This is a genomic window from Vibrio sp. G-C-1, assembly GCF_021728015.1.
GTDB classification, from domain to species: domain Bacteria; phylum Pseudomonadota; class Gammaproteobacteria; order Enterobacterales; family Vibrionaceae; genus Vibrio; species Vibrio splendidus.
This window is the reverse complement of the sequence record NZ_JAKKCR010000002.1, coordinates 286,112-308,604: the sequence shown is the minus strand read 5'-3', so window position 1 is coordinate 308,604 and position 22,493 is coordinate 286,112. Positions and strand designations below refer to the sequence as shown.

The following is a 22,493-nucleotide window of genomic DNA, read 5'->3' as shown; positions in this document are numbered from 1 at the left end:
TAGAAGAAATGGCGGACATACGGTCCACCCGCAAGCAAAAAATTGTCCACTCCTTTTCACTGACTGCCGCTGCGTTATTCATTTTCTACACTTGGGCTTACTTCCAAGGCCAACATTACACACTGTCGGTTTTCGAATTGTGTTTTGCACTGATCGCTATCTCCAATGCATTTTACGTAAGAAAAGTCATTAACCCTGAGTATTCAGAATTGATTCTGAGTGGCGTTCTTCTGGTACAAGGGGTTATCCTATTCTTGTACAGTCACGCGATTCCCGACCGGATACTTTGGCTCTACCCTATTCTGGCAGCCGTCATTTTCATTAACGATTTCAGAATTGGCATTATCTTCAGCACCTCATTTTGCCTGTTTATCAGCACCTTAATTACGGCGATGCCCAATAACTTTTCTCTGCCATTTAACAGCACACATCGGTTTATTCTTAGCCTGTTTACCATGAGCTTGGTGTGTCACACATCCGCTTATTACTACACAAAAGCCGTCAGTTATATCCAACGTCTTTATAAAGAAGGCATTGAAGATCTCGCCTACAGAGACCAACTTACCGGATTGGCAAACCGTTGGAGCTTTGAGCGCTGGGCGGTGGAAAAGCTTGCGACAGTGGATAGTGAGCGATCACTTACGGCATTGGTCTTTTTAGATATTGATGACTTTAAAGGCATTAACGACAGCTACGGGCACGACGTAGGAGACAGTGTCTTACAGCACTTTGCCAATCGCTTGAGTAACAACATTCGAACCAGAGACAGAAAAAGCCATGAATACGACTATTCGATTGCGCGCTTTGCTGGCGACGAGTTTGTTTTGATGCTCTACGATGTACCAACTCGTAAAGATCTAGACGGTATTTTAGATAGGATTTGTGGGTTATTCGAAAGTGGTTGCCAGACAAACGAGAGAATCAAGGAATTGACGCTCAGTGTTGGGGTGTCTTTGTATCCGCAAGATGCTCAAGAGCTACATGAACTGACGAGATGTGCTGATAAAGCGATGTATGTTGCCAAGCATTCAGGAAAAAACCGATACGCTTATTATCACGACAATCCAGTATCGACATTGATCGAAGAGCTACCGACGAACCTAACCTTCTCAGAATCGGATTCATCTGAGCTTGAAGATTGTCTTGAAGCAAAAGTCGAAGGGAACAATGTTACGCTGTTAAAAACGCGTCAACGTTAACCATTAATATCGCTGAGTGCTAAACGCACTAACCTGCCATATACATAAGCCATAGGCTCACTAACCCGATCACAATCATCCATATGACTTGTCGTGTTCGGTTTGGGTTATTGCCTCTAGGTCTCACTACCGTTTTAAAAGCAGCTTGCTTAGCCGACTGAATAAACGGTGCTTCAATCGCACGTTTTTTTACGCGACGTTTAACCGCGCTGTTCGCAACCTCGGTAAAACGCTGCCCTTGCTCCGTTGTAAAGTCGTTATCAAAGCCCATCCGACCTTGCCTTTCGCCATGTTTTTGCTGTACTGCCATAGCGGCCTCCTTGGCGGTCTACTCTATATTGAGTATAGACATAATTTCATATTGTTACCTGTTCAACATTATTGTTACCTGTTCAAAATTTTCGAATAAGTCACTCAACGCTATGCCATCTTCTTTTTAAATCGAATTACATAAACTACAGCTATTCAAGTTTATGAGGGTTTCAAAATGACGAGTGTAAGAACAGTAGATCATGTGATTGCAGCACATGCCACCTCCGATGGTGATGGCGTCAAAATCCAAAGACTCGCTGGCTTCAATAACACGCGTTTCTCTCCATTTTTGATGATTGATGAACTTAAGTCGGATGAAAGCAAAGACTATGTTGGTGGCTTTCCTCCGCACCCTCACCGTGGGATAGAAACGCTCACTTACATGCTCCAAGGTCACTTTCAACACAAAGACCACATGGGGAATGTTGGAGAGCTACGCAGCGGTGGCGCGCAGTGGATGGCCGCAGGTCGTGGTGTTATTCACAGCGAAATGCCAATGATGGAAGAAGGCGCACTGCATGGCTTTCAGATTTGGATAAATCAGCCTGCGTCACACAAAATGCTGCCCGCGCAATATCACGACTTCCAGAGTGAAAGCATTACAGAACACCAAAGCGAACAACGTGGTTTATTGAGAGTGATAGCCGGTGGGTTTGAACTGCATAACCAAACTAACGATGATTCAGAGGCTTTACGAGCGCAAGGTCCATTGCAGAAAACAGGTGTGCCATTAAGCGTTGCGGATTGGCGCTCTCATTCTGGGCAAAAAGTGACGTTAGGGACTAATGTTAATCACAATGCCATGACTTATGTGTACCGAGGCAGCATTAAGATTGGCGACAAAGTGATCAAGCAAGGTCAACTTGCCCTGCTTACCAAAGCTGACTGGCTTTCTTTAGACAGCTTAGAAGATTCAGGTGTACTGGTTTTTTCTGGTGAACCGATTAATGAACCTGTTGTGCACTATGGTCCGTTCGTCATGAATTCAATGGAAGAGATTGAACAGACGATTCAGGATTACAACAACGGCGTATTTGAGACTTACTGATTTACCAATGTCTGTCTTTGAGCTTTGAATTTAGAATTGAATTGAATTGAAGATTGAAGATTGAAGATTGAAGATTGAAGAGATTTTGCAACGAACAACGATTTGGTCATCCATTTGATGACTGCAAAAACAAGTGACACTATCCACTGCCGGTTACTATCACTTATTTAACCACGCTCCTAGAGCGTGGTTTTTTTTCTATTAAATCAGAGATAAACGATTCCCTGATTAAACGAATTTAAAGCGAGTTACAGATATTCACACAGGTAAGCTGTCGCTTCTTTTACCTGTAAGTCGAATGAAGAATCACCCGCAACGTCAAAAGACTCACCAGATTGGTATGTCGTCCAGTCATCATCGCCAACACGCTTTACAATTAAAGCACCTTTAACAACGGTCATCTTTTCTGGAGCCGCAGTACCGAACGTGTATTCGCCAGCCGCCATCACACCAACACTCACATCAGCACCAGCTTGGTTAAACGCTAACGACTTAACGCCACCTTCAAAGTATGTGTTTTCTTTAATCATTGTACTTCCTTGTTATCTCAAAATTGCAATTATTGGACTCAACGAATGAGCCTATGCGTAAATCTAGGTGATAATTGTTTTAACCAATTCGAGACTGTCCTACAAGAAATAAATACGCATAGCTTAGGCATTTCTTGAATTCGCTTTCATTGATAACGTAAATACCAAAGAATTAGGCAAAAAATCGCCAACGCAACCAAATTTATTGGAACATTCGATCCTGCTTCTAACTCTTATAACAATTTTTGCAAACTAAGGTTTTAGTTAATAGAATCTAAAATAATATCAGTGGGAAAATGAAGAAATAATGGCAAAAAAGTCGGTCAAAAGCAGAGATTTATTTGCCAACTCGTTACTCTACAGCTTCCTATTAGCTGGCTTTATGATTGCCCTCACCGCGGGCTATTTTGCTTACCAAGCCCACCAACAATCTGTTAGCCCAAGCAATGTCTATGGCACATGGATAGAGATTGCAGCACCACCTTACAATACTGATACCCTGACACTTTCAGATAATGGTGTAATGATGAATCATCGCCTCATTGCTACCTCGTTTGATTTTGATGGCAAGATTGTCACGATTAGCACAGGCTCTGGAACCACCGTTTACACCATCAGTGGTACTTACGATTCTCCTCGCTTGAAGCGACTAGAGCCAAGCGTACCATCTCAGCAATTTATTAAAGAAGGCTACGAGGATACTGCAGCTGGTGAGACCCACAGTGTTATGCAACAAAGACGCGCTTCCTTAGCCGAGCAATTCAAAAGATAATCCCCTTCTCAGTCTTCCAAATAACAGTCTTCTCCGTAAAAAGTATTCTCCGTATCACTACTTTCATATTTACCTACCGATCTTCGCCGCTCACCCAACACACTTCGCTTTGTGATACTGCTTCAACTTGCGATATTTTCTTATCGTTTGTCGCATCTTTTCATAACTTCATGTCGTGGATTTTCACTTATGAGATTTTACTTCTGAAGGGTGTTTTATTTTATAAAACATGGACTCAGCCTCTCACTCATTAAGCAACAGAATTGTAACGAAATACTATTTTTTAGTTGTCCATCGAAAACGGATTTATTTTCAGTTATAAAATTAAAACTCTCTCGAATACTGACTGGGAAGCTCCTTCAAAACTGACTGGAGCCGTTTATGGGGCCATTTGGTTCTCGTAACCTTCAAGGAATGAGAGAAAAAGTATGATTCGTATTAATACCTGTGCGGCAAGCATTGCTCTAGCGCTATCTGGTACAGCATTAGCTGCTCCAACAGCACCTAGCATCGACATGTACGGTTCCAACAACCTGCAGTTTTCTAAAATTGAACTCGCGATGGAAACCACATCAGGCTACAACCAGATGGTTAAATATCACGACAAAGCAAAGGTCGACGTCAAGTTCAACCAATGGAGCGGAACGTCAGGAAACACGTACAACATCTACTTCGATGGCGTTAAAGTGGCCACTGGCCCTATTACTGGCAGCCAAACTACAGCTTCATTCGAATACGGCCAAGGCGGCTTATTTCAGATGGAAATCGAGGCGTGTGACGAAACAGGCTGCGCCAAGAGTGCTCCTGCTCAGATCACGATTGCAGATACCGATGGTTCACACTTAGCGCCACTTGCAATGAATGTTGATCCGAACAACAAGTCATACAATACCGACCCAAACATGGTAGTAGGCACTTACTTCGTTGAGTGGGGTATTTATGGTCGTGATTACACGGTTGATAACCTACCCGCTGACAACTTGACCCATATCCTTTATGGCTTCATCCCAATTTGTGGTCCAAATGAATCAGTAAAATCGGTAGGCGGCAACAGCTACAACGCACTCATGACAGCCTGTCAGGGTGTAAACGATTACGAAGTGGTGATTCATGACCCTTGGGCCGCTTTCCAAAAAAGTTTCCCGCAAGCTGGGCACGAATACAGCTCACCTATCAAGGGTAACTACGCAATGATGATGGCGCTAAAACAGCGCAATCCAGACTTGAAAATCATCCCATCAATTGGTGGTTGGACACTGTCTGACCCGTTCTTCGATTTCACTACAAAAGCGAACCGCGACACGTTCGTTGCATCGGTTAAGAAGTTCCTAAATACATGGAAATTCTACGATGGTGTCGATATTGACTGGGAATTCCCAGGTGGAGGCGGTGCTGCTCCCGATCTTGGTGACCCTGTAAATGACGGCCCTGCTTACATTGCATTGATGGCAGAGCTGCGCGTTATGTTAGATGAGCTAGAAGCTGAGAACGGCCGTACTTACGAGCTAACATCAGCGATCGGCGTTGGTCACGACAAGATTGAAGACGTGAACTACGGCGATGCTATCCAATACATGGATTACATCTTCGCAATGACTTACGACTTTTACGGCGGTTGGAACAACGTGTTAGGTCACCAAACAGCACTAAACTGCGGTAACTTCATGCGTCCTGGTCAATGTGATGGCACAGGCCTTGATGAAAATGGCGAACAGTACACTGGCCCTGCTTACACCACAGACAACGGCATCCAATTGCTGCTTGAGCAAGGCGTTCCTGCGAACAAACTTGTGGTTGGTACAGCGATGTACGGTCGTGGTTGGGAAGGCGTATTACCATCATCACTTTCAGATCCAAGCGACCCAATGACTGGCGTAGGTAATGGCAAACTAACCGGCAGCTCTGCTCAAGGCGTATGGGAAGATGGCGTTATTGACTACAAAGGCATTAAAGCGAACATGCTTGGTGCAAACAACCAAGGCATCAACGGCTTTGAGTATGGTTACGACGAAATGGCAGAAGCGCCTTACGTTTGGAACCGTACTTCGGGCAAGCTGATCACATTTGATGATGACCGCTCAGTAAAAGCAAAAGGCGCGTACGTTCGTAGCCTTGGCCTTGCGGGTCTATTCTCTTGGGAAATTGATGCAGATAACGGCGACATCCTCAACGCAATGCATGAAGGCCTTGCGGGCGGAACAACAGATCCTGTCAACCGCAAGCCAACAGCTGCTGCGGGTGCAGACCAATCGGTTGAAGGCCCAGCTTCTGTTTCTCTAGACGGTAGCGCTTCAAAAGACAGCGACGGCACAATTGCGAGCTACGCTTGGTCACAAGTAAGCGGTGCTGCGGTCACACTAGCCAACGCTAATGCAGCAGTTGCAAGCTTCGATGTGGTTGAAGTCGCTCAACAAGAAGTACTCACGTTCAGCCTAACGGTAACTGATAATGAAGGTGCGACTGCAACTGACACCGTTGTTGTAACCGTAACTCCTAAAGACACAGGTCCAGTCAATACAGCACCAGTTGCGATTGTTTCAGCTCCAGCTGAAGTTAATGCGGGTGACGTAGTCGTGGTTGATGCTTCGGCTTCGAGCGATGCTGACCAAGACACATTGACCTTCACATGGGATGTACCTGCTGGTATTGATGCAACGGTTCAAGGTTCTTCAGTGAGCTTTGTCGCGGCGGAATACACGCAAGATACGACGCTGAACTTCTCTGTATCGGTCAGCGATGGCACAGAGACTTCGGTAGCGGCTACTTCAGTGAAAGTTCTTAAGAAAACCACAGGCGGCGGTACGTGTACTAACGCTTGGGATTCAGGCGCGGTTTACACTGGTGGCGACCAAGTGACTCAAGGCGGTAAGGTTTGGGAAGCGAAATGGTGGACAACAGGTGAAGATCCAACAACGACAGGCCAATGGGGCGTGTGGAAAGAGATCGGTCCTGCAAGCTGCTAACTAAAAATAGTGCTTAGTTAGATACTGACTAAGCATCAACTAAATCCCTAAAACAAAGGCCAACCAGATACTGTCTGGTTGGCCTTTTTATTTATGTTTTCTGAGCATTGAGCTTACGATCTTTTTACTGGCGTCCTACTGACTTGCGCTCGTTATACCAATCACAGTAAGCAAGTGTTCAAAAATAGCGCAGGAAAAAAGCTTGAGAACAAGGCTGCTCTTTTCAATAAATAGTTTCGATGAGTAGTTATTCTACAATCAAAAAATCTAACGACGTTATCGAGATTTTTAACAAGCTAGGGTGAACAGTTATTTACTACGATTGGTATTAGTCTTAGCCAATCAAGTTATCAAAGCTCTCGAACACTTGTGGGCACTTCATCACTCGCCCGTGACCTTGGCCTTGAGTCGCAATCAAGGTAACGCGACCCATTTCATTAGCTGCACGCTGAGACACATCAAACTTAGTAAACTTGTCTTGCTCATCATGAACAATGATCGTCTGAGACTCACGAAGCGCTAGCTTTCCATATGGATCAACAGACTGAATTGGATAGTTAAACTGCTCTTCCACTTCACCCACGACCGCCTCAAACAACTTCATTGAGTAACCTGAACGAGCCACGCTGCCAAATAGATTTTCGAGGTAATCCAACACAGGTGCGATAAGCAACAGCGGCTTGTTTTCCAATTTAACGTGCTTACACTCCAACGCAGAAGCGGTACCCATGCTGTGACCGACCAAACCTGCCACTTCACCCACCGAATCTAGAACAGCTTCTAAACCATTCACAAACGCTGGGATATGACCATGCACGCCATCGCTGCCACCATGAGCAGGATGGTCGTAAGCCATTGCAGTAAAGCCTTTAGCAGCGATGTGTTCCATTAAAGGAAAGAACTGACTCGCGGTGCCTGACCAACCGTGGGTAAGCACCCAAACTGGACCAGTACCCAAAGAATACGTTTTGATAACGCCATCACGACCTTCGATTTCACTCTTGATAAGCCCTTGTGGATCCGCATTTTTTTGCTCGGTACGCATCGGAGTGAGCAGCAGTTTACGTGCCGTTTTCTTTGCGTGGCTCGGCGCTAAAATGTAGTGCAAATTGGTTGTTGCGCCAATTAAGCTGCGCTTGAAGCTAAATTTGTTCGATGTATTGAAATAGATTTTGTCACTCATGACCGCTCCTTGTATCGCCATCATTATTGGCGGATCGAGCTCGGCCCTAAAAATCGAACGACCGTGCTATTTGTTGATATAAAAAATGGCGCTACTGCGATTTATCATCGCTTACCACCACTTCTCTAAAATTTTGTTGTAAACCTTACTTCAGCAAGACTCACATGATTTGCGAGTTAACCTGCTGTATGTATTAAACCGCTTTCCAACTGGCTACCAAGCGCTCGACACCACTCCAAAAATGAGTGTGGCTCGCTTGTTGTCCTCGTAATGAGTAGAACAAGTTCGCACTTAAATAGAGACCGTATAACTCGAAGGTTGCCTGTTTCGGGTCTAAATCGGCTCTGAATTGTTTGCTCTCAACCGCTTTTGCTACTTGAATCGTCAAGTAATCAATCCACACTGAAATGGTTTTCTGCAGTGCCTTCTGAATCACAGAGGTTTCGCTGCCTGCATCTTTCCAAGCATCAATAAACATGCAGCTGCCTTGGAACGAGTGGTTCCAGCCCAGCCAGTTATCGAGCAGTTGTTTCAGCTTGGCTTCAATATCACCGTCGCCCAACTCTCTCGCCGGAATGATGACTCTTTCAGTGAATATGGCGTTGGAATATTCGAGTACAGAGAGTTGCAGGTTCTCTTTAGAGTTGAAATGCGCAAACAATCCACTCTTAGACATACCACACTGCTTGGCTAATTCGCCAATCGTCAAACTCTCAAGACCATTCTCACTCGCAAGTGCAAATGCATGGCTCAAAATATACTCTTTGGTTATCTTTCCTTTGCTCATTATTCACCAATAATAAATCTGATGCTTTATTTTTAGCACGTTCGTACTTTTTTTCAAGTTTTTTACTTAACCCTTGGTATTCATTTTGTATTATCAAAGAATTGTGGAAAAATGCGACAGTATTCAAAGGAAATTGAAATCGACTAACAAAGGAAAAACAATGAACACACTTTGGGAACAGTTTGCGTTTTCGGCGTCAGTAACAGGCCCTATCTGTTTAATGCTGTTTCTTGGTGTGATGCTCAAGCGGATCGGCTTAATCAATGACAATTTCATTGATGTCGCATCTAAGGTCGTATTTCAAGTCACCTTACCAGCAATGCTATTTCTTAGTATTGTTCAATCAAATCACAATTTTTCAGCCAGTAGTACGTTAGTGGCGTTTGGCGTCATCGCTAACTTTATCTTTTTCTTATTCACGATTTTCTCGACCAAGTTGGTATTCAAAGGTTCGAAAGATCAAGGTGTGATTGTTCAAGGTGGATTTCGTGCTAATACTGCGATCATCGGCCTCGCCTATGTGGCTAATATCTATGGCAACCAAGGTGTGGCATTGGCGGCTATCTATGTCGCATCCCTGACCGTGCTGTATAACATTCAAGCTGTGATTGCACTGACACCCAAAGGCAAAGACACCGGCGCGAAAGCCATTAAAGTAATCGTCAAGTCCATCACCAAAAACCCGCTGATCATTGCTATTTTCTTAGCGGTCGTCTTCTATGCGCTTTCAATTCCTATTCCAAAAATGGTGGCTGACGCTGGGCAATACTTTGCCAATATGACATTACCTTTGGCCCTACTCTGTACTGGCGGGTCGCTGGATATTAGCTCACTCAAACAAGAAAAGTTGTCGACGTGGTTCGCTTCTAGCTACAAGTTAATTGCCTCACCTTTACTGATTACATTGGCTGCTGGGTACTTAGGGTTTGAAGGGCTCGACCTCGGGCTTATCTTCTTGATGAGCGCTGCACCAACGGCAGCGGCAAGCTATGTTATGGCTCGTGCAATGGGAGGAAATTCAACCTTGGCGGCTAACATCATCGCGCTCACGACCGTTGTTTCTCTTATCACTTGCACGCTAGGTATTTTTGCACTCACCGCAATGGGTTTAATATAGCTGCGACAGGCTTCAAAAAACCGACACAAGCCCTGAAATAAAGGTCATAAGCCTTGATTTAGGACTAACTGGTTGGGCAGAAAGGCTGCTAGATTTCGTAAAAATTTTACTAAGAGATCTGATATGTCTTCCGTTCAACATACGCCTTCACAACACATCGCCAGTATCGAGTTAGGCCGAGTGATTGCTATCTTGGCGATCATTGGTTTACACGGCCAAATGGCACTCACTTATTGGCAAATAGATGAAGTGCCTTGGATCGGTTATGTACTCAACCAAACCGCTCGTTTTGCGGTACCTCTGTTCTTCCTTATTTCTGGCTATCTTATTCAGCCTAAGTTAGCTGCATCGCCTTGGACAACCTTCATCAACTACTCCAAACCACTGCTTAAGGTTTGGTTGGCATGGAGCATCATTTGCTTAGTGATGCCATTCAATCTCGCGAAGGTAGAAGAGTTTGGCTATCTAGGTGAACGTGAAGGCTATTGGGGTTTCTTAATGAGCACTCCTCTTAACTCATTCTTAGAGGGAGGTCTGGTGCATTTGTGGTTCATTCCAGCTCTTGTTTGCGCAGTGTTGATCATCGCTTTATTGGTTGAGTTGAAGCTCAACAAACTTCTATTACCGATCGCTATTGCACTCTATGGCTATGGTGTTTTGGCAGGAAGCTACGCAACGCTAACCGGATTAGAAGCACCCTTCTTCACGCGTAATGGCCCGTTCTTTGGCACATTAATGGTGACCTTAGGTTTCCTTATTCGTCAGAATCAATGGAAGGTGTCATCAACTAAAGCGTTGGGGTTATTAGCGTTAGGCATGTTGATTCACTTTGCTGAAGCGGCATGGCTCACCACGTTCGACGTCGGATTCAACATGAATGATTTCTTGTTTGGCACGGCGCTATGGGGGATGGGCGTGTTTATGTGGCTTTTGGCTAATCCAAACATGGGTAACTACGCTTGGGTTCGTGCCATTTCAAATCGCATGCTGGGTATCTACGTTTGCCATCTGCTGATCATTATCGTGTTGTTCAATGTCTGTGGAGCTTTAGGGATTACGGAATTGGCAAAAGACGTTACGGTATTTTTTGGCACCGTATTGTTGAGCTTCGGGTTGATTGCTGGGATCGAGAAAACACCACTGCGACGCGTGCTACTTCGTTAGTGTTTATATCTATAACTATCCGCTAAATCAGTTTTATAGAGCCACAAAAAATAAAGGCAAGATAACGGATTATCTTGCCTTTATTTCATCATGTCAGTAACGAGACTGTATCACTCGTTGAAGTGTTATCGGAACGCCATTGCGCCCTTGCCAACACCTTCATAAGCGACGATTTGTAGTGATTGGCTCTCTGTTAGGCTAGGCTCAACTTGATCCGCAATATAGCCTGCCAGTAATTCCACCGTGGTATCCGTCGGCAAGATTTCTGTTTCACTCTTAGCAATCGCTAGCTCAAATTCGCCTTGAGGTGCGGTGTAGCGGAAGCCATAGTGACTTTCATCATTAACGCTGTTCGCGTGTTCACTCAGGTTAAGTGATGAAACTGAAACTTGGTCTTCTTTAGACCCTAAATAAATGTCTTTCCAACGCTGAGCAAATGCTTGTTCGCGTTGCTCGTCACGCTGACCATCAACCACGATTTCTACTGGAGAACGGTGACCATGCGCAATACGTTGACAGTTGCCATCATGCTTTTTCAAACCATGGGTATAGTGGTAGAACGCGCCATTAATGTTCTCATGACGAAGGGTGATCTCTAACCCAGTGACGTTACTTGGAAGGTTATCACGCAGAATATGATAAACATGAGCGGTCACACTCTCGATGGTGATCGCTTCTGCATCAATCAGGCAATATGCTTCATCAGGACAGTGCAGGTAAAGGCTCTTGTCACCGCGCAACACATCAACCTGAGAGTAGCCCGCTTTGCTCGCTTGAAGAACAACTGCAGCGCTTTGCATCGGCAGTAGCAAACGGTGATCAACGTGCTCATCAACGAGGTGTTTGATCTGCTTTTTGACCTTGCTAAAATCCAGCACCATGCTCATTTCATTAAGTTCACCAGACATGGTGACATCTAAAATCCAACTATCTCCTACGACCCCTCTGTGTTCACAGATGTATGAAGAATCGATAACGGTAAGGTCTCTTACAAATAGGTTCAAGTTGAACTCCTTAATACTTTAATGAGATACGGGAGGCTGAATAATGTCCAGCAGGCACTTCGTCTCATTGGTGTCTAGATAAAATAGGACGAGCAGGATGTTACGACAAGCTTAAAAAGTCCACCTTTTTAGACCCTCTTTTGAGAAAAGAACAAACTCTGCACAATTTCCGCTAAAACATAGACCAGCCCGATGCGAATAGCCATATCTTGGATAAGGTTGCCGAGCGTTTCACGATACATTTTGCTTTAGCCAAAGGCGCGGTGACACCCCAGCAACATGCTGAAAAGCGCGTGAAAATCCCGAATAGCTGCTGTAACCCACTTCATCAGCGACCCAGTTGATGGGCTTATTTTGCAATAACAGGGATTGAGCCACTGAGACTCGCCACTTTTGCACATAATCTCCGGGCGTCTCACCGACTTCTCGTTTGAACGCTTCAATAAACTGAGTTCGAGACATCGCGGCCAGTGACGCCATTTCCGCAATCGAAAAATGACGAGCAGGCAGTAGGTGAACGGCTGTAACCACCGAAGCCAATCGTGGATGAGCTAGGGCTGAGAATACCCCTCGATCAATTTGCTGCTGTTCAATGAGGTGACGAAAAATCAAAGCCATCAAGGCATCACTTAACTTATCCATTAGATATTGTTGCCCTGACGATTGTTGTCCTGAAGATGCTTGCCCCGACTCTCGAAATAGCACCTCAATCACTGGCATTAAGTTAGGTGCATCCACAAACGGAATCACTATCACGTCAGGCAGAGCAGACAATAAAGGATTCATCTGCCCTGAACGATATTCGACATTCGCACACACGACCTCAGCACCGTCTCCCACGCCTTCTATCACATGTGGTGTGCTATTCGGCAGATAAACAATGCAGGGCTGTGACAGTTGCCTGTACTCCGTGTGCGCACTAGACAAGGTCAACTCACCCGCGCTCAATACATGAAGATGCCCTTCTTTACCCTGTTGCGGCTTAAATGACGACACTCCGCACAAATTGCCAGAATAGAAAACACCGGTACGTATCGAGAAGTGTTCCATTAGTTGTGAAAGCAGATCCATGCACCCTCCGAACGATTCGCTTACTTTTAAGTTCTTTTGTCCCTCTATAGACCGGACGAGTGGGCTAAATTACTTCAAACAAGATAACCAACACTGACAAGGAACTTGATATGTCACACATGAAATCGACCAGTCAAAAAATCACTCTATTGGCCGCGTTACTAGGAACCAGCTTTTCACTGATGGCAGCAGACATCGACATGAGCGTTGATAGCAATGACATCGCGATCAAAGGCTATGACCCAGTGGCTTACTTTACTGATGCTGGTGCCGTTCAAGGTTCATCAGAATTCACTGCTACTTATAAGAACGCTATTTATCAGTTCGCAAACAGTGACAACCGAGATCAGTTCCGCACCAATCCTGAAGCTTATGCGCCTCAATACGGTGGCTATTGTGCCTTTGGTGTGGCTATGGGTAAGAAATTTGAGACCGACCCTAACGCATGGAAAGTCGAAGATGGAAAGCTGTATCTGAACTTAGATAAATCAGTACAAAAACGATGGTTGGAAGATACGCAAGAGTTCATCCAAGACGCCAACAGCAACTGGACGACAATCAAAACCGTAGAAGCCTATAAGCTTTAGTCTACAAGTTTTAGCCTAGTAACTTTAACCTTTATCCATTGCCCATTAATAAAAACGGAAGCGACCGAACGCTTCCGTTTTCATTTCGACGTTCCAAATCTTAATAAGCCTCCAGCTATTGGTATCACCACAATAAATGGCGATGCGCTGCTCAAATCAGGAAAACCCGTCAGCCTTTAGCACGAATCAAGCCCATTTTTATTCTATACTCCTAGAAGATAAGCTTTTCTTTTTATGGAAGAATAATGATATTACCTAGGATTTTTGCACTTGGGCTCTGCGCCTTATCAACACTGACTTATGCAGCTCCATGGCAGTTCGTCAAAAGTGAAGATGGCATCATCATTGATAAGAGACCTCACAGTGAAGGCTTAGTAGAGATACGAGCACAAATGCAAACGCCCACCACTTACTCCGGTTTTTTACTGTTGCTGGAAGACAGCGAGAACGTGCCAAACTGGATAGATAACGTATCGGAAAGTCGCGTCTTGATGCAGATATCTGAGGATGAAAATATCGTCTATACCCAATTCAAAGCGCCTTGGCCTGCCAGAGATCGAGATATGGTGACCTACTCAAAGTACAGCATCGAGGATGGGCAGTTTGTCTTGTCGATTAAAGATGCATCTAACTATTTGGCGAAAGAGTCGGGGTATATTCGAATTTACGATGTGGACGCACTTTGGACGCTACAACCGCTCACTAATGGCAATACTTACATCACCTACACCGCATATGCGAACGCAGGTGGCATCTTGCCCAATTGGTTGATGAATAAGTTATCGATAGGCAGTGCGCTGAGCACGTTTAAGGGGCTGAAAGAACAGCTACCAAAATACCAAGGCCAGCAGCACCCCAACCTGCCAAGTGAGTCTCGTTAACTATACAGGTTTAGTGAGGCAGGCAGCGACAGTGCTAGATAATCTAAGGTCTTCTTGCTAGGTCGCGAGCTAAGATAAGCGCTAAACCAAACACCTGAAGAAACAGGGCGATGTTCTTATAGAAAGCCATTTTCTCATCAAGCCTTTGGATTAACTCAACCAAGGTCAGATTATCCAAATAGTAGTCATCAATTCGGGTTCGTTGCGATTCTTGGGCATTGTTTATCAGCATCATAAGCTTAGGTAAATTAGCCAACGAGATGGCCGGCACCTCATCACTCACCCAACTCCGAAGTTGTCCGCGAAGCGCTTCATCAAGAACAGTAGCAGGTTGAGCGATTTCTGGAGATAGCTTATCAAGGTGAATCAGGATCGCTTCACGCTTACGCTCTAAGGTTTCGATCGTATTCCAGGACAGTTGTATAGAATACACATTGCCGTATTTACGATCGTTGTATTCCGATTTCTCCGCTTCAATTTTGTCCAACACCAAGCTCGACATGACAATCGCCATGATGTTGAGTATTAGCCCTGCAAGGACAATCGCCCAAGCAGGAGGAAGGCGCAATGCCATAATGCTCCCTAGAACATTTTATCAAAAGGTAGGTAAGCTAAGTTTAGGACAATCAAGGAGATCATGCAGATAAGCGTTAACACCATACCCACTTTTCTGCCTTTGAAATTCTTCGCTAAGATCCCTTTAGCGTGAATCACTCGCCCCAGAATAAACGCCACACCAATGACATGAATAAGCCACACACCAGCCCCATTCATCTCTAGCAACCCCATCAAAATCACCGTGATTGGGATGTAATCCATCGCGTTACTTTGTGCCGAACGTGCTATCTGTAACGACTCAACACCGCCATCGGCATGAGCAACAAGATTGATTCGTCTTTGCTTAATAACTTCAATCGCCAACCAAATCATTACGACTGTCAGCAGAGCTGCGTAAAGTGCTGTAACCATCATATTTCCCTATTGTTTTGTCTTAACTCAGTGTTCTTTTCTATCTTTTCGACATTAACCGCCAAGATAAAATGATAATCACGCCCGAGCACTTGTAAGAGATCTCTCACACCGAACGTAAGAGATCACAATCAAGCTTCGCAGAAAATTCCTAAAATACAAACCCAACCCCTTGTTTTGTATGAATCCACGCATATTTCTTTCGGCTAGTGAGTACATTTATTTCTTGAGGTGGATTGTGAGTAAAGCCTCTACAGTGTTTAATACACATGTCGACAGGGAGTTGGCAGGAACAGGAAAAAGCCTAACGGATTAGGTATCTTCAGGATGAAGATTTGATGACTTAGGATGAGTTATCAGCAAGGAAGTTTTGCTCTAGGATAGAGTCGCTTGTCAGGATGATGAGTTAGCAAGGACACCGCTAGGAAGGCGATGAATTGGATAGGTTAAAGGATTTAGCCACGTCAAGGAATGATGCAGGGAGCACCAGTTACCTATTGAAAGATAAGTAACGCGCAGTAGCAGGATGGCTACGAAAAGAATAGACCCCGTTTGGTGAAAGCCAAACGGGGTTTCCTTTTTTTGTAACGTCTAAAAGCTGTTAGCAGCTAACCGTTAATAGTCACGTTACAAAATAATGTTCATCAAGAACATTGCACCAAAGGCATTCAATACCGAAATCGCGATCATCACCGGGATATAACGACCTTCAGTACCAATTGGTCCCATAATACGACCCATGTATTGAACCTGAGAGCCCATCAAGTAGATAGCTGGCGCCAAGATAGCGATATGGTTGCCGTTCAGAATGCCTTGGTCAAACAGCGTGATAACCACACCCACAGCACCACCCATCGACATCCAAGCGCCAATCAATACTGCTGCCGCTTCGCCAGGTAAACCAAATACCGCCATGATTGGAGCAAAAACACTGCCCATCAAATCCAGCGCACCGGTGATCTGCAATGCCTTGATGATCACAAACGCCATCAGAACATTCGGTACCGTAGAGGTAGTCGCAATAACCCAGCCTTTCTTAGCACCTTCAACGAAAATATCAGTAACCATTGGTTTCTTTGCTTTAACTTCGCTCATTATGCTACTTCCTCTGCCAGTTTTTGTTCTTTGTCTGATTTTGGTTTGTCTTCTTTGCCTTCAGTAATGTTGAGGTAAATACGGAACAGGTTCGCACCGACAAACTTGAAGATGAACATCACAGCCACAGCCAAACCAATTGACGATGTTACCGCCAAAGAACCATCCATCGCCGTTAGAGTGAACAGAACCGCTCCTGAAGAGAAAAAGTTAACGATCGCCGCGCCCGCCGTAAACTGGAACATGGTGAAGACATCGGTTTCACGCTTAGTCAGATGCCCTTCATCTTTCAGCTGCCTCGTCATCGCTGCACCCGCATCGGTACTTTGCAAAGAAGCAATCAGTGCCAAGCCTGAGTTACCCGGAATACCCATTAGAGGGCGAAGCAGAGGTGTCAGTAGTTTACGAGCCGCGTCCAGTGCACCGTAGTGCTCAAGTACGTTGATCATACCCAGTGCAAACATCACGGTCGGAATAAGTGTCAAAGCAAAAATGAAACCGTCGCGAGCACCACTACCGCCTTTACCGCGCAATGACGTCGTTGCCGCTTGGATACCATCGGCCGTCTCACTGACATCGTAAGCGACCTTACCAAATGAACCGTTGAGCGTTGTAAAATCGAGCACTCCATACCATTCATTTGACTGCATTAAACCTGAAAAGAACACAATCGCGAATGCGAGTGCGATATAGCTGCCGATCGTAACTTTACGATCGGTTTTAGTTGGATTAGTCATAAGGACCTCTATACATCTCGTTTATGTGGAACAGAACACGTATAGATAGTGCAAACTAATGAGCAATAGGTTAATGACCAAAATCAAATAGCGTATCGGTTTGAACAAAAGAACCACAGCAACATATAAAACTGTGATTTAGATTTAAAAGCAGAGGCATACGCTAAAATAATTAGAATATTTCACATACAAAACTAAACAAAATTCGCTTCAACAGCGCAACCAAAAACGCACACAATCACCACACAAGTAAGGTTTCAAATGACAGGTTTTTACCTAGTCTGATCTCTGATAATGATGTAAGTGATCTCTTACATGTTTTTTTGTTCAATTTTAATTCGATTATAATACAGCGGCTTAAATCGTGGTTACGCTTCAAAAATGCAATCGTTTACCTATTATTGGTTGAGTTTTGAACCATGGCTAAACCGTGAACCATTTTATAAAGAATTTGAGCTTAATTCGAAATTTCAGCCCTTAGAGGTGCTATAGACTTCGCGCTGCCAATATCGAAGGAGAACGGTGGTGATGATGATGGAAATGAGAACGCTTAAATATCAAGTAATGGGCAAAGGCATGTGGATCACTGCAACGGTATCTCGCGCAGTAGCGGACAAACTTGCGCTGGAATATCAATCCTACGGCTGGCCTGTTGAAGTATGTGCCGCAGAACAAACACTGACGTTTGATCTCAATGCTGCATAATATTGGCAATGGCGAATAAGCTCTATCGGTACTAAACCCGGTAGGGCTTTTTCCCTAACCTCTATAATCTCTATAATCTCTATTTCTCTATTTCTCTATGATTAACAAGTTGCCGATGATCGACCGTTTTCCTATGAACGACAGGGTTCCTATAATCAACGGCTTTCACTGTGACCTCACGTTTTCACCCAATCTACTGTTTTCTATATAATCTATTGAATTATTAAGATATCTATCACACTGCACATGGTTATTTAGGTCTACGCTTTTACCCGTGTTAATAACTTATTAACTTCGGAGCGTAATCCATGCTAGGTATCCAGCTTTCAGTTGTTCTCTCTTTATTATTTTTTTCTACGGTAGCAGGCGCTGCCACTTCTCAGTTGGGAGAGCCACTTAAGCTAACCAGTTCATTTGCTGGCTACCTATCGCTGACTATTTTCGTTGTCGCCTACATCGTGGTGATGATGGAAGAATACCTAAAACTCCGAAAATCCAAGCCGGTTCTACTTGCAGCGGGCCTGATCTGGATAATCATTGGTTTTACCTACCAAGAACACAACCTTGTTGAAGTCGCCAAACAAGCGCTCGAGCATAACCTTCTGGAATACGCCGAGCTATTACTCTTTCTGCTCGTCGCCATGACATACATTAGTGCTATGGAAGAGAGAAGACTGTTTGATGCGCTGCAAGCGTGGATGGTAGGCAAAGGCTTTAATTTCCGCTCTCTGTTCTGGATAACCGGTATTCTGGCCTTCTTTATCTCGCCTATTGCCGACAACCTCACGACAGCTCTATTGATGTGCGCCGTTGTTCTCAAGGTTGCTGGCTCTAATCCTAAATTCGTTAACCTAGCTTGTGTGAATATCGTGATAGCCGCCAATGCTGGCGGCGCGTTCAGTCCATTCGGCGACATCACAACGCTCATGGTATGGCAGGCTGGTTATGTGAGTTTTAGTGAGTTCATTCCTTTGTTTATCCCTTCGGTGATGAATTACCTAGTCCCTGCGTTGATCATGTCTTATTTTGTACCCACGACTCAGCCCGACACAGTTCATCAACACGTTGAATTAAAACGTGGTGCAAGACGAATCGTATTCTTGTTCATCATGACAATAGCGACCGCAGTTGCTTTCCATGCCGTACTCCACTTCCCTCCTGTGATGGGGATGATGATGGGGCTCGCCTACCTGCAGTTCTTTGGTTATTACTTACGTAAGACTTTACCCAACTCACTCGCGAAGAAAAAAGCGGTGGCGATCGCCAATAACGATGAAGGCGCCCTGAAACGACTCGGTTCTGTTGTGCCATTCGATGTATTTCGAAGAGTTTCGCATGCCGAATGGGACACGTTGCTGTTCTTCTACGGCGTCGTAATGTGTGTCGGTGGCTTGAGTTTACTTGGATACTTGGAATTAGCCTCGGGCGTGATGTATAGCCAATGGGATCCAATTTGGGCCAACGTCATGGTGGGAATCTTATCGGCTATTGTCGATAACATTCCGGTGATGTTTGCCGTGTTATCCATGGAACCCCAAATGTCGATGGGCAACTGGCTACTGATCACCTTAACCGCAGGTGTCGGTGGTAGCTTGTTATCTATAGGCAGTGCAGCAGGTGTGGCGTTGATGGGGGCAGCGCATGGAAAATACACCTTCTTTGGCCACTTAAAATGGATGCCAGTGATCATGATTGGCTATGCCGTCAGTATCGCCGCTCACCTATGGCTGAATGGCGATCTTTTCTAATTCGGAGATCTTTTCTAATTCGAACTGTCTTTCAAAGGCTTCTCAACAAGTGTCCAGACGTTACTCAATTGTATCGCTGGACATTGGTTGCAAGTTAGCATCTCGCCCTGTTGTTGAATGCGCATCACTAGTCTAGAGTCAGTTCGACTGCTTCCAGAATTGAACTCAATGGTGATCAAGTCATCATCAACACGATAGGTTCGAGTAACGGAATTATCCGTTGTTTGATAAGTCACTTGCCCGGATTCAAAAAGTAGATAACTGTCATTATCTGCGTTCTCATACATACCTTTGAACAGAGCAAGTTGTGGTACTTCGAAGGGTCGACTGGTGTCGGTTAAACAGCCCGTCAGCAATAGTGCGCTACTGCAGCAGAGTATAAGTGAATGGTGGCTATTCATTTGGGCATCCTTGCCTAGAGAACATGGTTAAAGGATATGCAACCAAATAAGTATTTTCCAGCAAGTGGCAATTTTATTGCAAAGTCACACTTTAAGAACCCTTAACGTTCACCAATAATTGATACGCAATTTTCAACAAACATTCCGAAAAAGACTCTTTAATCTTCTTCTCTTCCCTCAATCACCAATAAGCGCTGTTTACGTTCTACACCACCCGCATACCCGGTAAGCTTGCCATTTTTACCAATCACACGGTGACACGGCACAATCACTGACACCGGATTTTTTCCATTCGCTAAACCCACGGCTCGCACCGCTTTGGGGTTACCAATCGCGTCGGCCAATTGTGCATAGCTCCATGTTTCTCCATAAGGAATGGTAGTAAGAGCCTGCCAAACCGATTGCTGAAATGGCGTGCCCTTTGCGGCGATCGGCACAGAAAATTGGATAACCTCACCAGAAAAATAGCGATTGAGCTGGTCGGTAACCAATTCAAAGATCGGAAAGCCATCATCTCGAACACCTAATTCTTCAGGCTTGGTGGTGTATATTTCAAACCAAAGGCCGAGCAGCCCTTCATCGTTCGCCTGTAAAGTCACGGTGCCCAATGGGCTCTCATAATAAGTAAAACGGTTAGCCATAATATCTCCTAGCCTGCTATTGCATATGTTTGTGGGTTGCAGATGTTTTTGGGCGCTCTTTCTATTAAGACTGATTCCAACAATGGAACGTGGCGTAACTTCCCCAAGGCGAAACACTCTCTGTATTGATGGCTGGGCGATGCTCAATGAACTTCTTCACCACCAGGTCGCCAACCAACAGATGATTAGGTTCACTTAACCCGCGAAGTAGCGCGTATTGAATCGTCCAAGGCCCAATACCCTTTAGCTCAATCCACTTAGAAGGGTGCTCAGCTTCATTGTCGACCATGTATTCGGCAAAGCGCTTTAAGGTCTCTTTGCGGCTTCCCGGCATTCTTAAGAAGCTGACATCAGCCTCCGCTATCTGTTTAGGTGTCGGGAAGTAGACCTTCTCATGTGCATCAGAAAGCTCTTTGACCAACAAGTTAAGCTGACCAATGGCCGCGGTTACCGAGACTTGCTGTCCGAGAATCGCTCTTACTCCGGCTTCCCAAGCACTCCACACGCCAGGAATGCGGATGCCACTCTTAGCCACTAAGTTGGGGTCAATGGTTGTAAAGAAGGCCTCGACCTTGGCAATATCGACATCAAGGTCGAACATGCGTCGAATGTTAGCAATCAAGCTTCTTAACTGGCTTATATCGTCCAACTCAAATTCAATATCTAAGCGGTTCTCTTTGGCCAAGGTGGCCTTGAACCAACCCTTTGACCCATTAACTTTCACTGTGCGTTTGTAATAATCTTCGCCAACGTCTTCTGCACCTTCAATCATTCTTCGTCGATAGAAACCCAGCAAATGCTTCCAGTCTAATGGGCCGTGAAAGACTAGCTGAATATGATTGCTCAGGTTTTCACTTAGCTTTGTTCGTCGGATTTGGCTTGGCGAGAGCTGAAGCTCTTTTAGAAAGGCATCATTGAAACGACGCGTGCTATTAAAACCACTCGCAAAGCCAATATCGGTAATGCTCATGCTACTGGCGTGCAGTAACTGCTTGGCAAACATCAATTGGCTATAAAGGCTATATTGCTTCGGTGACACCCCGATGTAATTGTCGAATAGGGTTCGTAAATAACGATCGGAAATACCTAATCGAGTGGCAAGGTCGACGATTGACCCTGAGTTCAGCGCACCATGATCAATCAACTGTAAAGCACGCAAGAAAGTCGTTTCAACACCTTTCCAAGCTGGAGAAAAAGGTGCGCTGTCTGGCCGGCAACGTAAGCATGGGCGATACCCAGCCTTCAAGGCTTGAGCTTGATGAGAAAAATACTCGACATTTTCTTCTTTGGGCGGGCTTGCTGGGCAAATCGGACGACAAAAAATTCCGGTGGTTTTTACCGCCGTAAAAAACATCCCATCAAAGCGAGCGTCTCGCGCATATCGAGCCAAATGGCACTGCTCACTCGTTAACGTACTGTTGTGATGAATATTTTTCGACATGCTGTGCTCTTCCCATTTGCCATAACTTTTACTCCGATACCTAAAAGTTTACCGTGAACTGTCATTGTCGCTAGCCACTTTCGGAACTGAAGGTTAGATAAATCACAAAAAAGGGTTTTCTTTTCACGCAATTCGACT

23 protein-coding genes are annotated in these 22,493 nt (G+C 44.9%); 10 read left to right on the top strand and 13 right to left on the bottom strand.

Features of this window, described 5'->3' with window-relative positions:
- Positions 1 to 8: 8 nt before the first annotated feature.
- On the top strand, positions 9 to 1,199 hold the full coding sequence (locus L3V36_RS04505) for a GGDEF domain-containing protein (RefSeq protein ID WP_050546407.1): 1,191 nt from the start codon (positions 9 to 11) through the stop codon (positions 1,197 to 1,199).
- Positions 1,200 to 1,227: 28 nt separating this feature from the next.
- Here the strand turns inward: L3V36_RS04505 and L3V36_RS04500 are convergent, their stop codons facing one another.
- The gene (locus L3V36_RS04500; protein ID WP_004732756.1) at positions 1,228 to 1,509 is read right to left on the bottom strand and encodes a hypothetical protein; all 282 of its coding nucleotides are present in this window, start codon (positions 1,507 to 1,509) and stop codon (positions 1,228 to 1,230) included.
- Positions 1,510 to 1,686: 177 nt separating this feature from the next.
- Here L3V36_RS04500 and L3V36_RS04495 point away from each other — a divergent pair, with 177 nt between their 5' ends.
- On the top strand, positions 1,687 to 2,559 hold the full coding sequence (locus L3V36_RS04495) for a pirin family protein (RefSeq protein ID WP_017077037.1): 873 nt from the start codon (positions 1,687 to 1,689) through the stop codon (positions 2,557 to 2,559).
- Positions 2,560 to 2,807: 248 nt separating this feature from the next.
- On the opposite strand, the gene L3V36_RS04490 is transcribed toward L3V36_RS04495, so the two are convergent.
- On the bottom strand, positions 2,808 to 3,089 hold the full coding sequence (locus tag L3V36_RS04490; protein ID WP_017089998.1) for a pyrimidine/purine nucleoside phosphorylase: 282 nt from the start codon (positions 3,087 to 3,089) through the stop codon (positions 2,808 to 2,810).
- Positions 3,090 to 3,396: 307 nt separating this feature from the next.
- Between L3V36_RS04490 and L3V36_RS04485 the strand changes: the two genes are divergently transcribed.
- On the top strand, positions 3,397 to 3,861 hold the full coding sequence (locus L3V36_RS04485; RefSeq protein ID WP_208774429.1) for a DUF2850 domain-containing protein: 465 nt from the start codon (positions 3,397 to 3,399) through the stop codon (positions 3,859 to 3,861).
- 428 nt (positions 3,862 to 4,289) lie between these two features.
- The gene (locus tag L3V36_RS04480) at positions 4,290 to 6,824 is read left to right on the top strand and encodes a glycosyl hydrolase family 18 protein (protein WP_208774436.1); all 2,535 of its coding nucleotides are present in this window, start codon (positions 4,290 to 4,292) and stop codon (positions 6,822 to 6,824) included.
- A 334-nt stretch (positions 6,825 to 7,158) separates the two neighbouring features.
- Here the strand turns inward: L3V36_RS04480 and L3V36_RS04475 are convergent, their stop codons facing one another.
- A complete protein-coding gene (locus L3V36_RS04475) occupies positions 7,159 to 8,007 on the bottom strand; it encodes an alpha/beta hydrolase (protein ID WP_029221922.1) in 849 nt (282 codons plus the stop codon).
- A 193-nt stretch (positions 8,008 to 8,200) separates the two neighbouring features.
- A complete protein-coding gene (locus L3V36_RS04470) occupies positions 8,201 to 8,794 on the bottom strand; it encodes a TetR/AcrR family transcriptional regulator (RefSeq protein ID WP_004732750.1) in 594 nt (197 codons plus the stop codon).
- A gap of 160 nt (positions 8,795 to 8,954) precedes the next feature.
- On the opposite strand from L3V36_RS04470, the gene L3V36_RS04465 reads away from it, so the two are divergent.
- A complete protein-coding gene (locus tag L3V36_RS04465) occupies positions 8,955 to 9,911 on the top strand; it encodes an AEC family transporter (RefSeq protein WP_017090002.1) in 957 nt (318 codons plus the stop codon).
- 123 nt (positions 9,912 to 10,034) lie between these two features.
- Positions 10,035 to 11,075: an acyltransferase family protein gene (locus L3V36_RS04460; protein WP_108091373.1), complete on the top strand. Its 1,041-nt coding sequence runs from the start codon at positions 10,035 to 10,037 to the stop codon at positions 11,073 to 11,075.
- A 125-nt stretch (positions 11,076 to 11,200) separates the two neighbouring features.
- Here L3V36_RS04460 and L3V36_RS04455 read toward each other — a convergent pair whose 3' ends face one another.
- Positions 11,201 to 12,079: a 6-carboxytetrahydropterin synthase gene (locus tag L3V36_RS04455; protein WP_108091374.1), complete on the bottom strand. Its 879-nt coding sequence runs from the start codon at positions 12,077 to 12,079 to the stop codon at positions 11,201 to 11,203.
- Positions 12,080 to 12,310: 231 nt separating this feature from the next.
- Positions 12,311 to 13,150 (bottom strand): AraC family transcriptional regulator, encoded by an 840-nt coding sequence (locus L3V36_RS04450; protein WP_108091375.1) that lies wholly within the window; start codon positions 13,148 to 13,150, stop codon positions 12,311 to 12,313.
- Positions 13,151 to 13,260: 110 nt separating this feature from the next.
- Here L3V36_RS04450 and L3V36_RS04445 point away from each other — a divergent pair, with 110 nt between their 5' ends.
- Both L3V36_RS04445 and L3V36_RS04440 read left to right on the top strand, forming a co-directional pair.
- Complete coding sequence (locus L3V36_RS04445) at positions 13,261 to 13,737, top strand: YHS domain-containing (seleno)protein (protein WP_017077045.1); 477 nt, start codon at positions 13,261 to 13,263, stop codon at positions 13,735 to 13,737.
- A 245-nt stretch (positions 13,738 to 13,982) separates the two neighbouring features.
- A complete protein-coding gene (locus tag L3V36_RS04440; RefSeq protein WP_004732744.1) occupies positions 13,983 to 14,618 on the top strand; it encodes an START domain-containing protein in 636 nt (211 codons plus the stop codon).
- A 43-nt stretch (positions 14,619 to 14,661) separates the two neighbouring features.
- Here the strand turns inward: L3V36_RS04440 and L3V36_RS04435 are convergent, their stop codons facing one another.
- From L3V36_RS04435 to L3V36_RS04420, 4 genes are all read right to left on the bottom strand, one after another.
- Entirely contained in the window at positions 14,662 to 15,192 is a 531-nt protein-coding gene (locus tag L3V36_RS04435) for a hypothetical protein (protein ID WP_054541961.1), read from the bottom strand.
- A gap of 8 nt (positions 15,193 to 15,200) precedes the next feature.
- Positions 15,201 to 15,587, bottom strand: coding sequence for an MAPEG family protein (locus L3V36_RS04430; RefSeq protein ID WP_004732742.1), 387 nt, complete (start codon positions 15,585 to 15,587; stop codon positions 15,201 to 15,203).
- 627 nt (positions 15,588 to 16,214) lie between these two features.
- Positions 16,215 to 16,682, bottom strand: a complete 468-nt coding sequence (locus L3V36_RS04425; RefSeq protein WP_004737023.1) for a YjiG family protein — start codon at positions 16,680 to 16,682, stop codon at positions 16,215 to 16,217.
- A complete protein-coding gene (locus L3V36_RS04420) occupies positions 16,682 to 17,419 on the bottom strand; it encodes a nucleoside recognition domain-containing protein (RefSeq protein ID WP_017077048.1) in 738 nt (245 codons plus the stop codon). The genes L3V36_RS04425 and L3V36_RS04420 overlap by 1 nt, the downstream gene beginning before the upstream one ends.
- Before the next feature lie 528 nt (positions 17,420 to 17,947).
- Here L3V36_RS04420 and L3V36_RS04415 point away from each other — a divergent pair.
- Both L3V36_RS04415 and nhaD read left to right on the top strand, forming a co-directional pair.
- The gene (locus L3V36_RS04415) at positions 17,948 to 18,124 is read left to right on the top strand and encodes a hypothetical protein (protein WP_004732739.1); all 177 of its coding nucleotides are present in this window, start codon (positions 17,948 to 17,950) and stop codon (positions 18,122 to 18,124) included.
- 308 nt (positions 18,125 to 18,432) lie between these two features.
- Positions 18,433 to 19,872, top strand: a complete 1,440-nt coding sequence (gene nhaD / locus L3V36_RS04410; RefSeq protein WP_208774438.1) for a sodium:proton antiporter NhaD — start codon at positions 18,433 to 18,435, stop codon at positions 19,870 to 19,872.
- 14 nt (positions 19,873 to 19,886) lie between these two features.
- Here nhaD and L3V36_RS04405 read toward each other — a convergent pair whose 3' ends face one another.
- From L3V36_RS04405 to L3V36_RS04395, 3 genes are all read right to left on the bottom strand, one after another.
- On the bottom strand, positions 19,887 to 20,273 hold the full coding sequence (locus L3V36_RS04405; RefSeq protein WP_108161139.1) for a hypothetical protein: 387 nt from the start codon (positions 20,271 to 20,273) through the stop codon (positions 19,887 to 19,889).
- A gap of 158 nt (positions 20,274 to 20,431) precedes the next feature.
- A complete protein-coding gene (locus L3V36_RS04400) occupies positions 20,432 to 20,914 on the bottom strand; it encodes a methylated-DNA--[protein]-cysteine S-methyltransferase (protein WP_017092461.1) in 483 nt (160 codons plus the stop codon).
- 64 nt (positions 20,915 to 20,978) lie between these two features.
- Positions 20,979 to 22,355 (bottom strand): AlkA N-terminal domain-containing protein, encoded by a 1,377-nt coding sequence (locus L3V36_RS04395; protein ID WP_208774440.1) that lies wholly within the window; start codon positions 22,353 to 22,355, stop codon positions 20,979 to 20,981.
- Between the last annotated feature and the right edge of the window lie 138 nt (positions 22,356 to 22,493).

Bases quoted from the DNA above. Each gene is read 5' to 3' on its own strand.
- L3V36_RS04505 (WP_050546407.1), top strand. From the start codon at position 9: ATGGCGGACATACGGTCCACCCGCAAGCAAAAAATTGTCCACTCCTTT.
- L3V36_RS04500 (WP_004732756.1), bottom strand. From the start codon at position 1,509: ATGGCAGTACAGCAAAAACATGGCGAAAGGCAAGGTCGGATGGGCTTT.
- L3V36_RS04495 (WP_017077037.1), top strand. From the start codon at position 1,687: ATGACGAGTGTAAGAACAGTAGATCATGTGATTGCAGCACATGCCACC.
- L3V36_RS04490 (WP_017089998.1), bottom strand. From the start codon at position 3,089: ATGATTAAAGAAAACACATACTTTGAAGGTGGCGTTAAGTCGTTAGCG.
- L3V36_RS04485 (WP_208774429.1), top strand. From the start codon at position 3,397: ATGGCAAAAAAGTCGGTCAAAAGCAGAGATTTATTTGCCAACTCGTTA.
- L3V36_RS04480 (WP_208774436.1), top strand. From the start codon at position 4,290: ATGATTCGTATTAATACCTGTGCGGCAAGCATTGCTCTAGCGCTATCT.
- L3V36_RS04475 (WP_029221922.1), bottom strand. From the start codon at position 8,007: ATGAGTGACAAAATCTATTTCAATACATCGAACAAATTTAGCTTCAAG.
- L3V36_RS04470 (WP_004732750.1), bottom strand. From the start codon at position 8,794: ATGAGCAAAGGAAAGATAACCAAAGAGTATATTTTGAGCCATGCATTT.
- L3V36_RS04465 (WP_017090002.1), top strand. From the start codon at position 8,955: ATGAACACACTTTGGGAACAGTTTGCGTTTTCGGCGTCAGTAACAGGC.
- L3V36_RS04460 (WP_108091373.1), top strand. From the start codon at position 10,035: ATGTCTTCCGTTCAACATACGCCTTCACAACACATCGCCAGTATCGAG.
- L3V36_RS04450 (WP_108091375.1), bottom strand. From the start codon at position 13,150: ATGGATCTGCTTTCACAACTAATGGAACACTTCTCGATACGTACCGGT.
- L3V36_RS04445 (WP_017077045.1), top strand. From the start codon at position 13,261: ATGTCACACATGAAATCGACCAGTCAAAAAATCACTCTATTGGCCGCG.
- L3V36_RS04440 (WP_004732744.1), top strand. From the start codon at position 13,983: ATGATATTACCTAGGATTTTTGCACTTGGGCTCTGCGCCTTATCAACA.
- L3V36_RS04435 (WP_054541961.1), bottom strand. From the start codon at position 15,192: ATGGCATTGCGCCTTCCTCCTGCTTGGGCGATTGTCCTTGCAGGGCTA.
- L3V36_RS04430 (WP_004732742.1), bottom strand. From the start codon at position 15,587: ATGGTTACAGCACTTTACGCAGCTCTGCTGACAGTCGTAATGATTTGG.
- L3V36_RS04425 (WP_004737023.1), bottom strand. From the start codon at position 16,682: ATGAGCGAAGTTAAAGCAAAGAAACCAATGGTTACTGATATTTTCGTT.
- L3V36_RS04420 (WP_017077048.1), bottom strand. From the start codon at position 17,419: ATGACTAATCCAACTAAAACCGATCGTAAAGTTACGATCGGCAGCTAT.
- L3V36_RS04415 (WP_004732739.1), top strand. From the start codon at position 17,948: ATGATGATGGAAATGAGAACGCTTAAATATCAAGTAATGGGCAAAGGC.
- nhaD (WP_208774438.1), top strand. From the start codon at position 18,433: ATGCTAGGTATCCAGCTTTCAGTTGTTCTCTCTTTATTATTTTTTTCT.
- L3V36_RS04405 (WP_108161139.1), bottom strand. From the start codon at position 20,273: ATGAATAGCCACCATTCACTTATACTCTGCTGCAGTAGCGCACTATTG.
- L3V36_RS04400 (WP_017092461.1), bottom strand. From the start codon at position 20,914: ATGGCTAACCGTTTTACTTATTATGAGAGCCCATTGGGCACCGTGACT.
- L3V36_RS04395 (WP_208774440.1), bottom strand. From the start codon at position 22,355: ATGTCGAAAAATATTCATCACAACAGTACGTTAACGAGTGAGCAGTGC.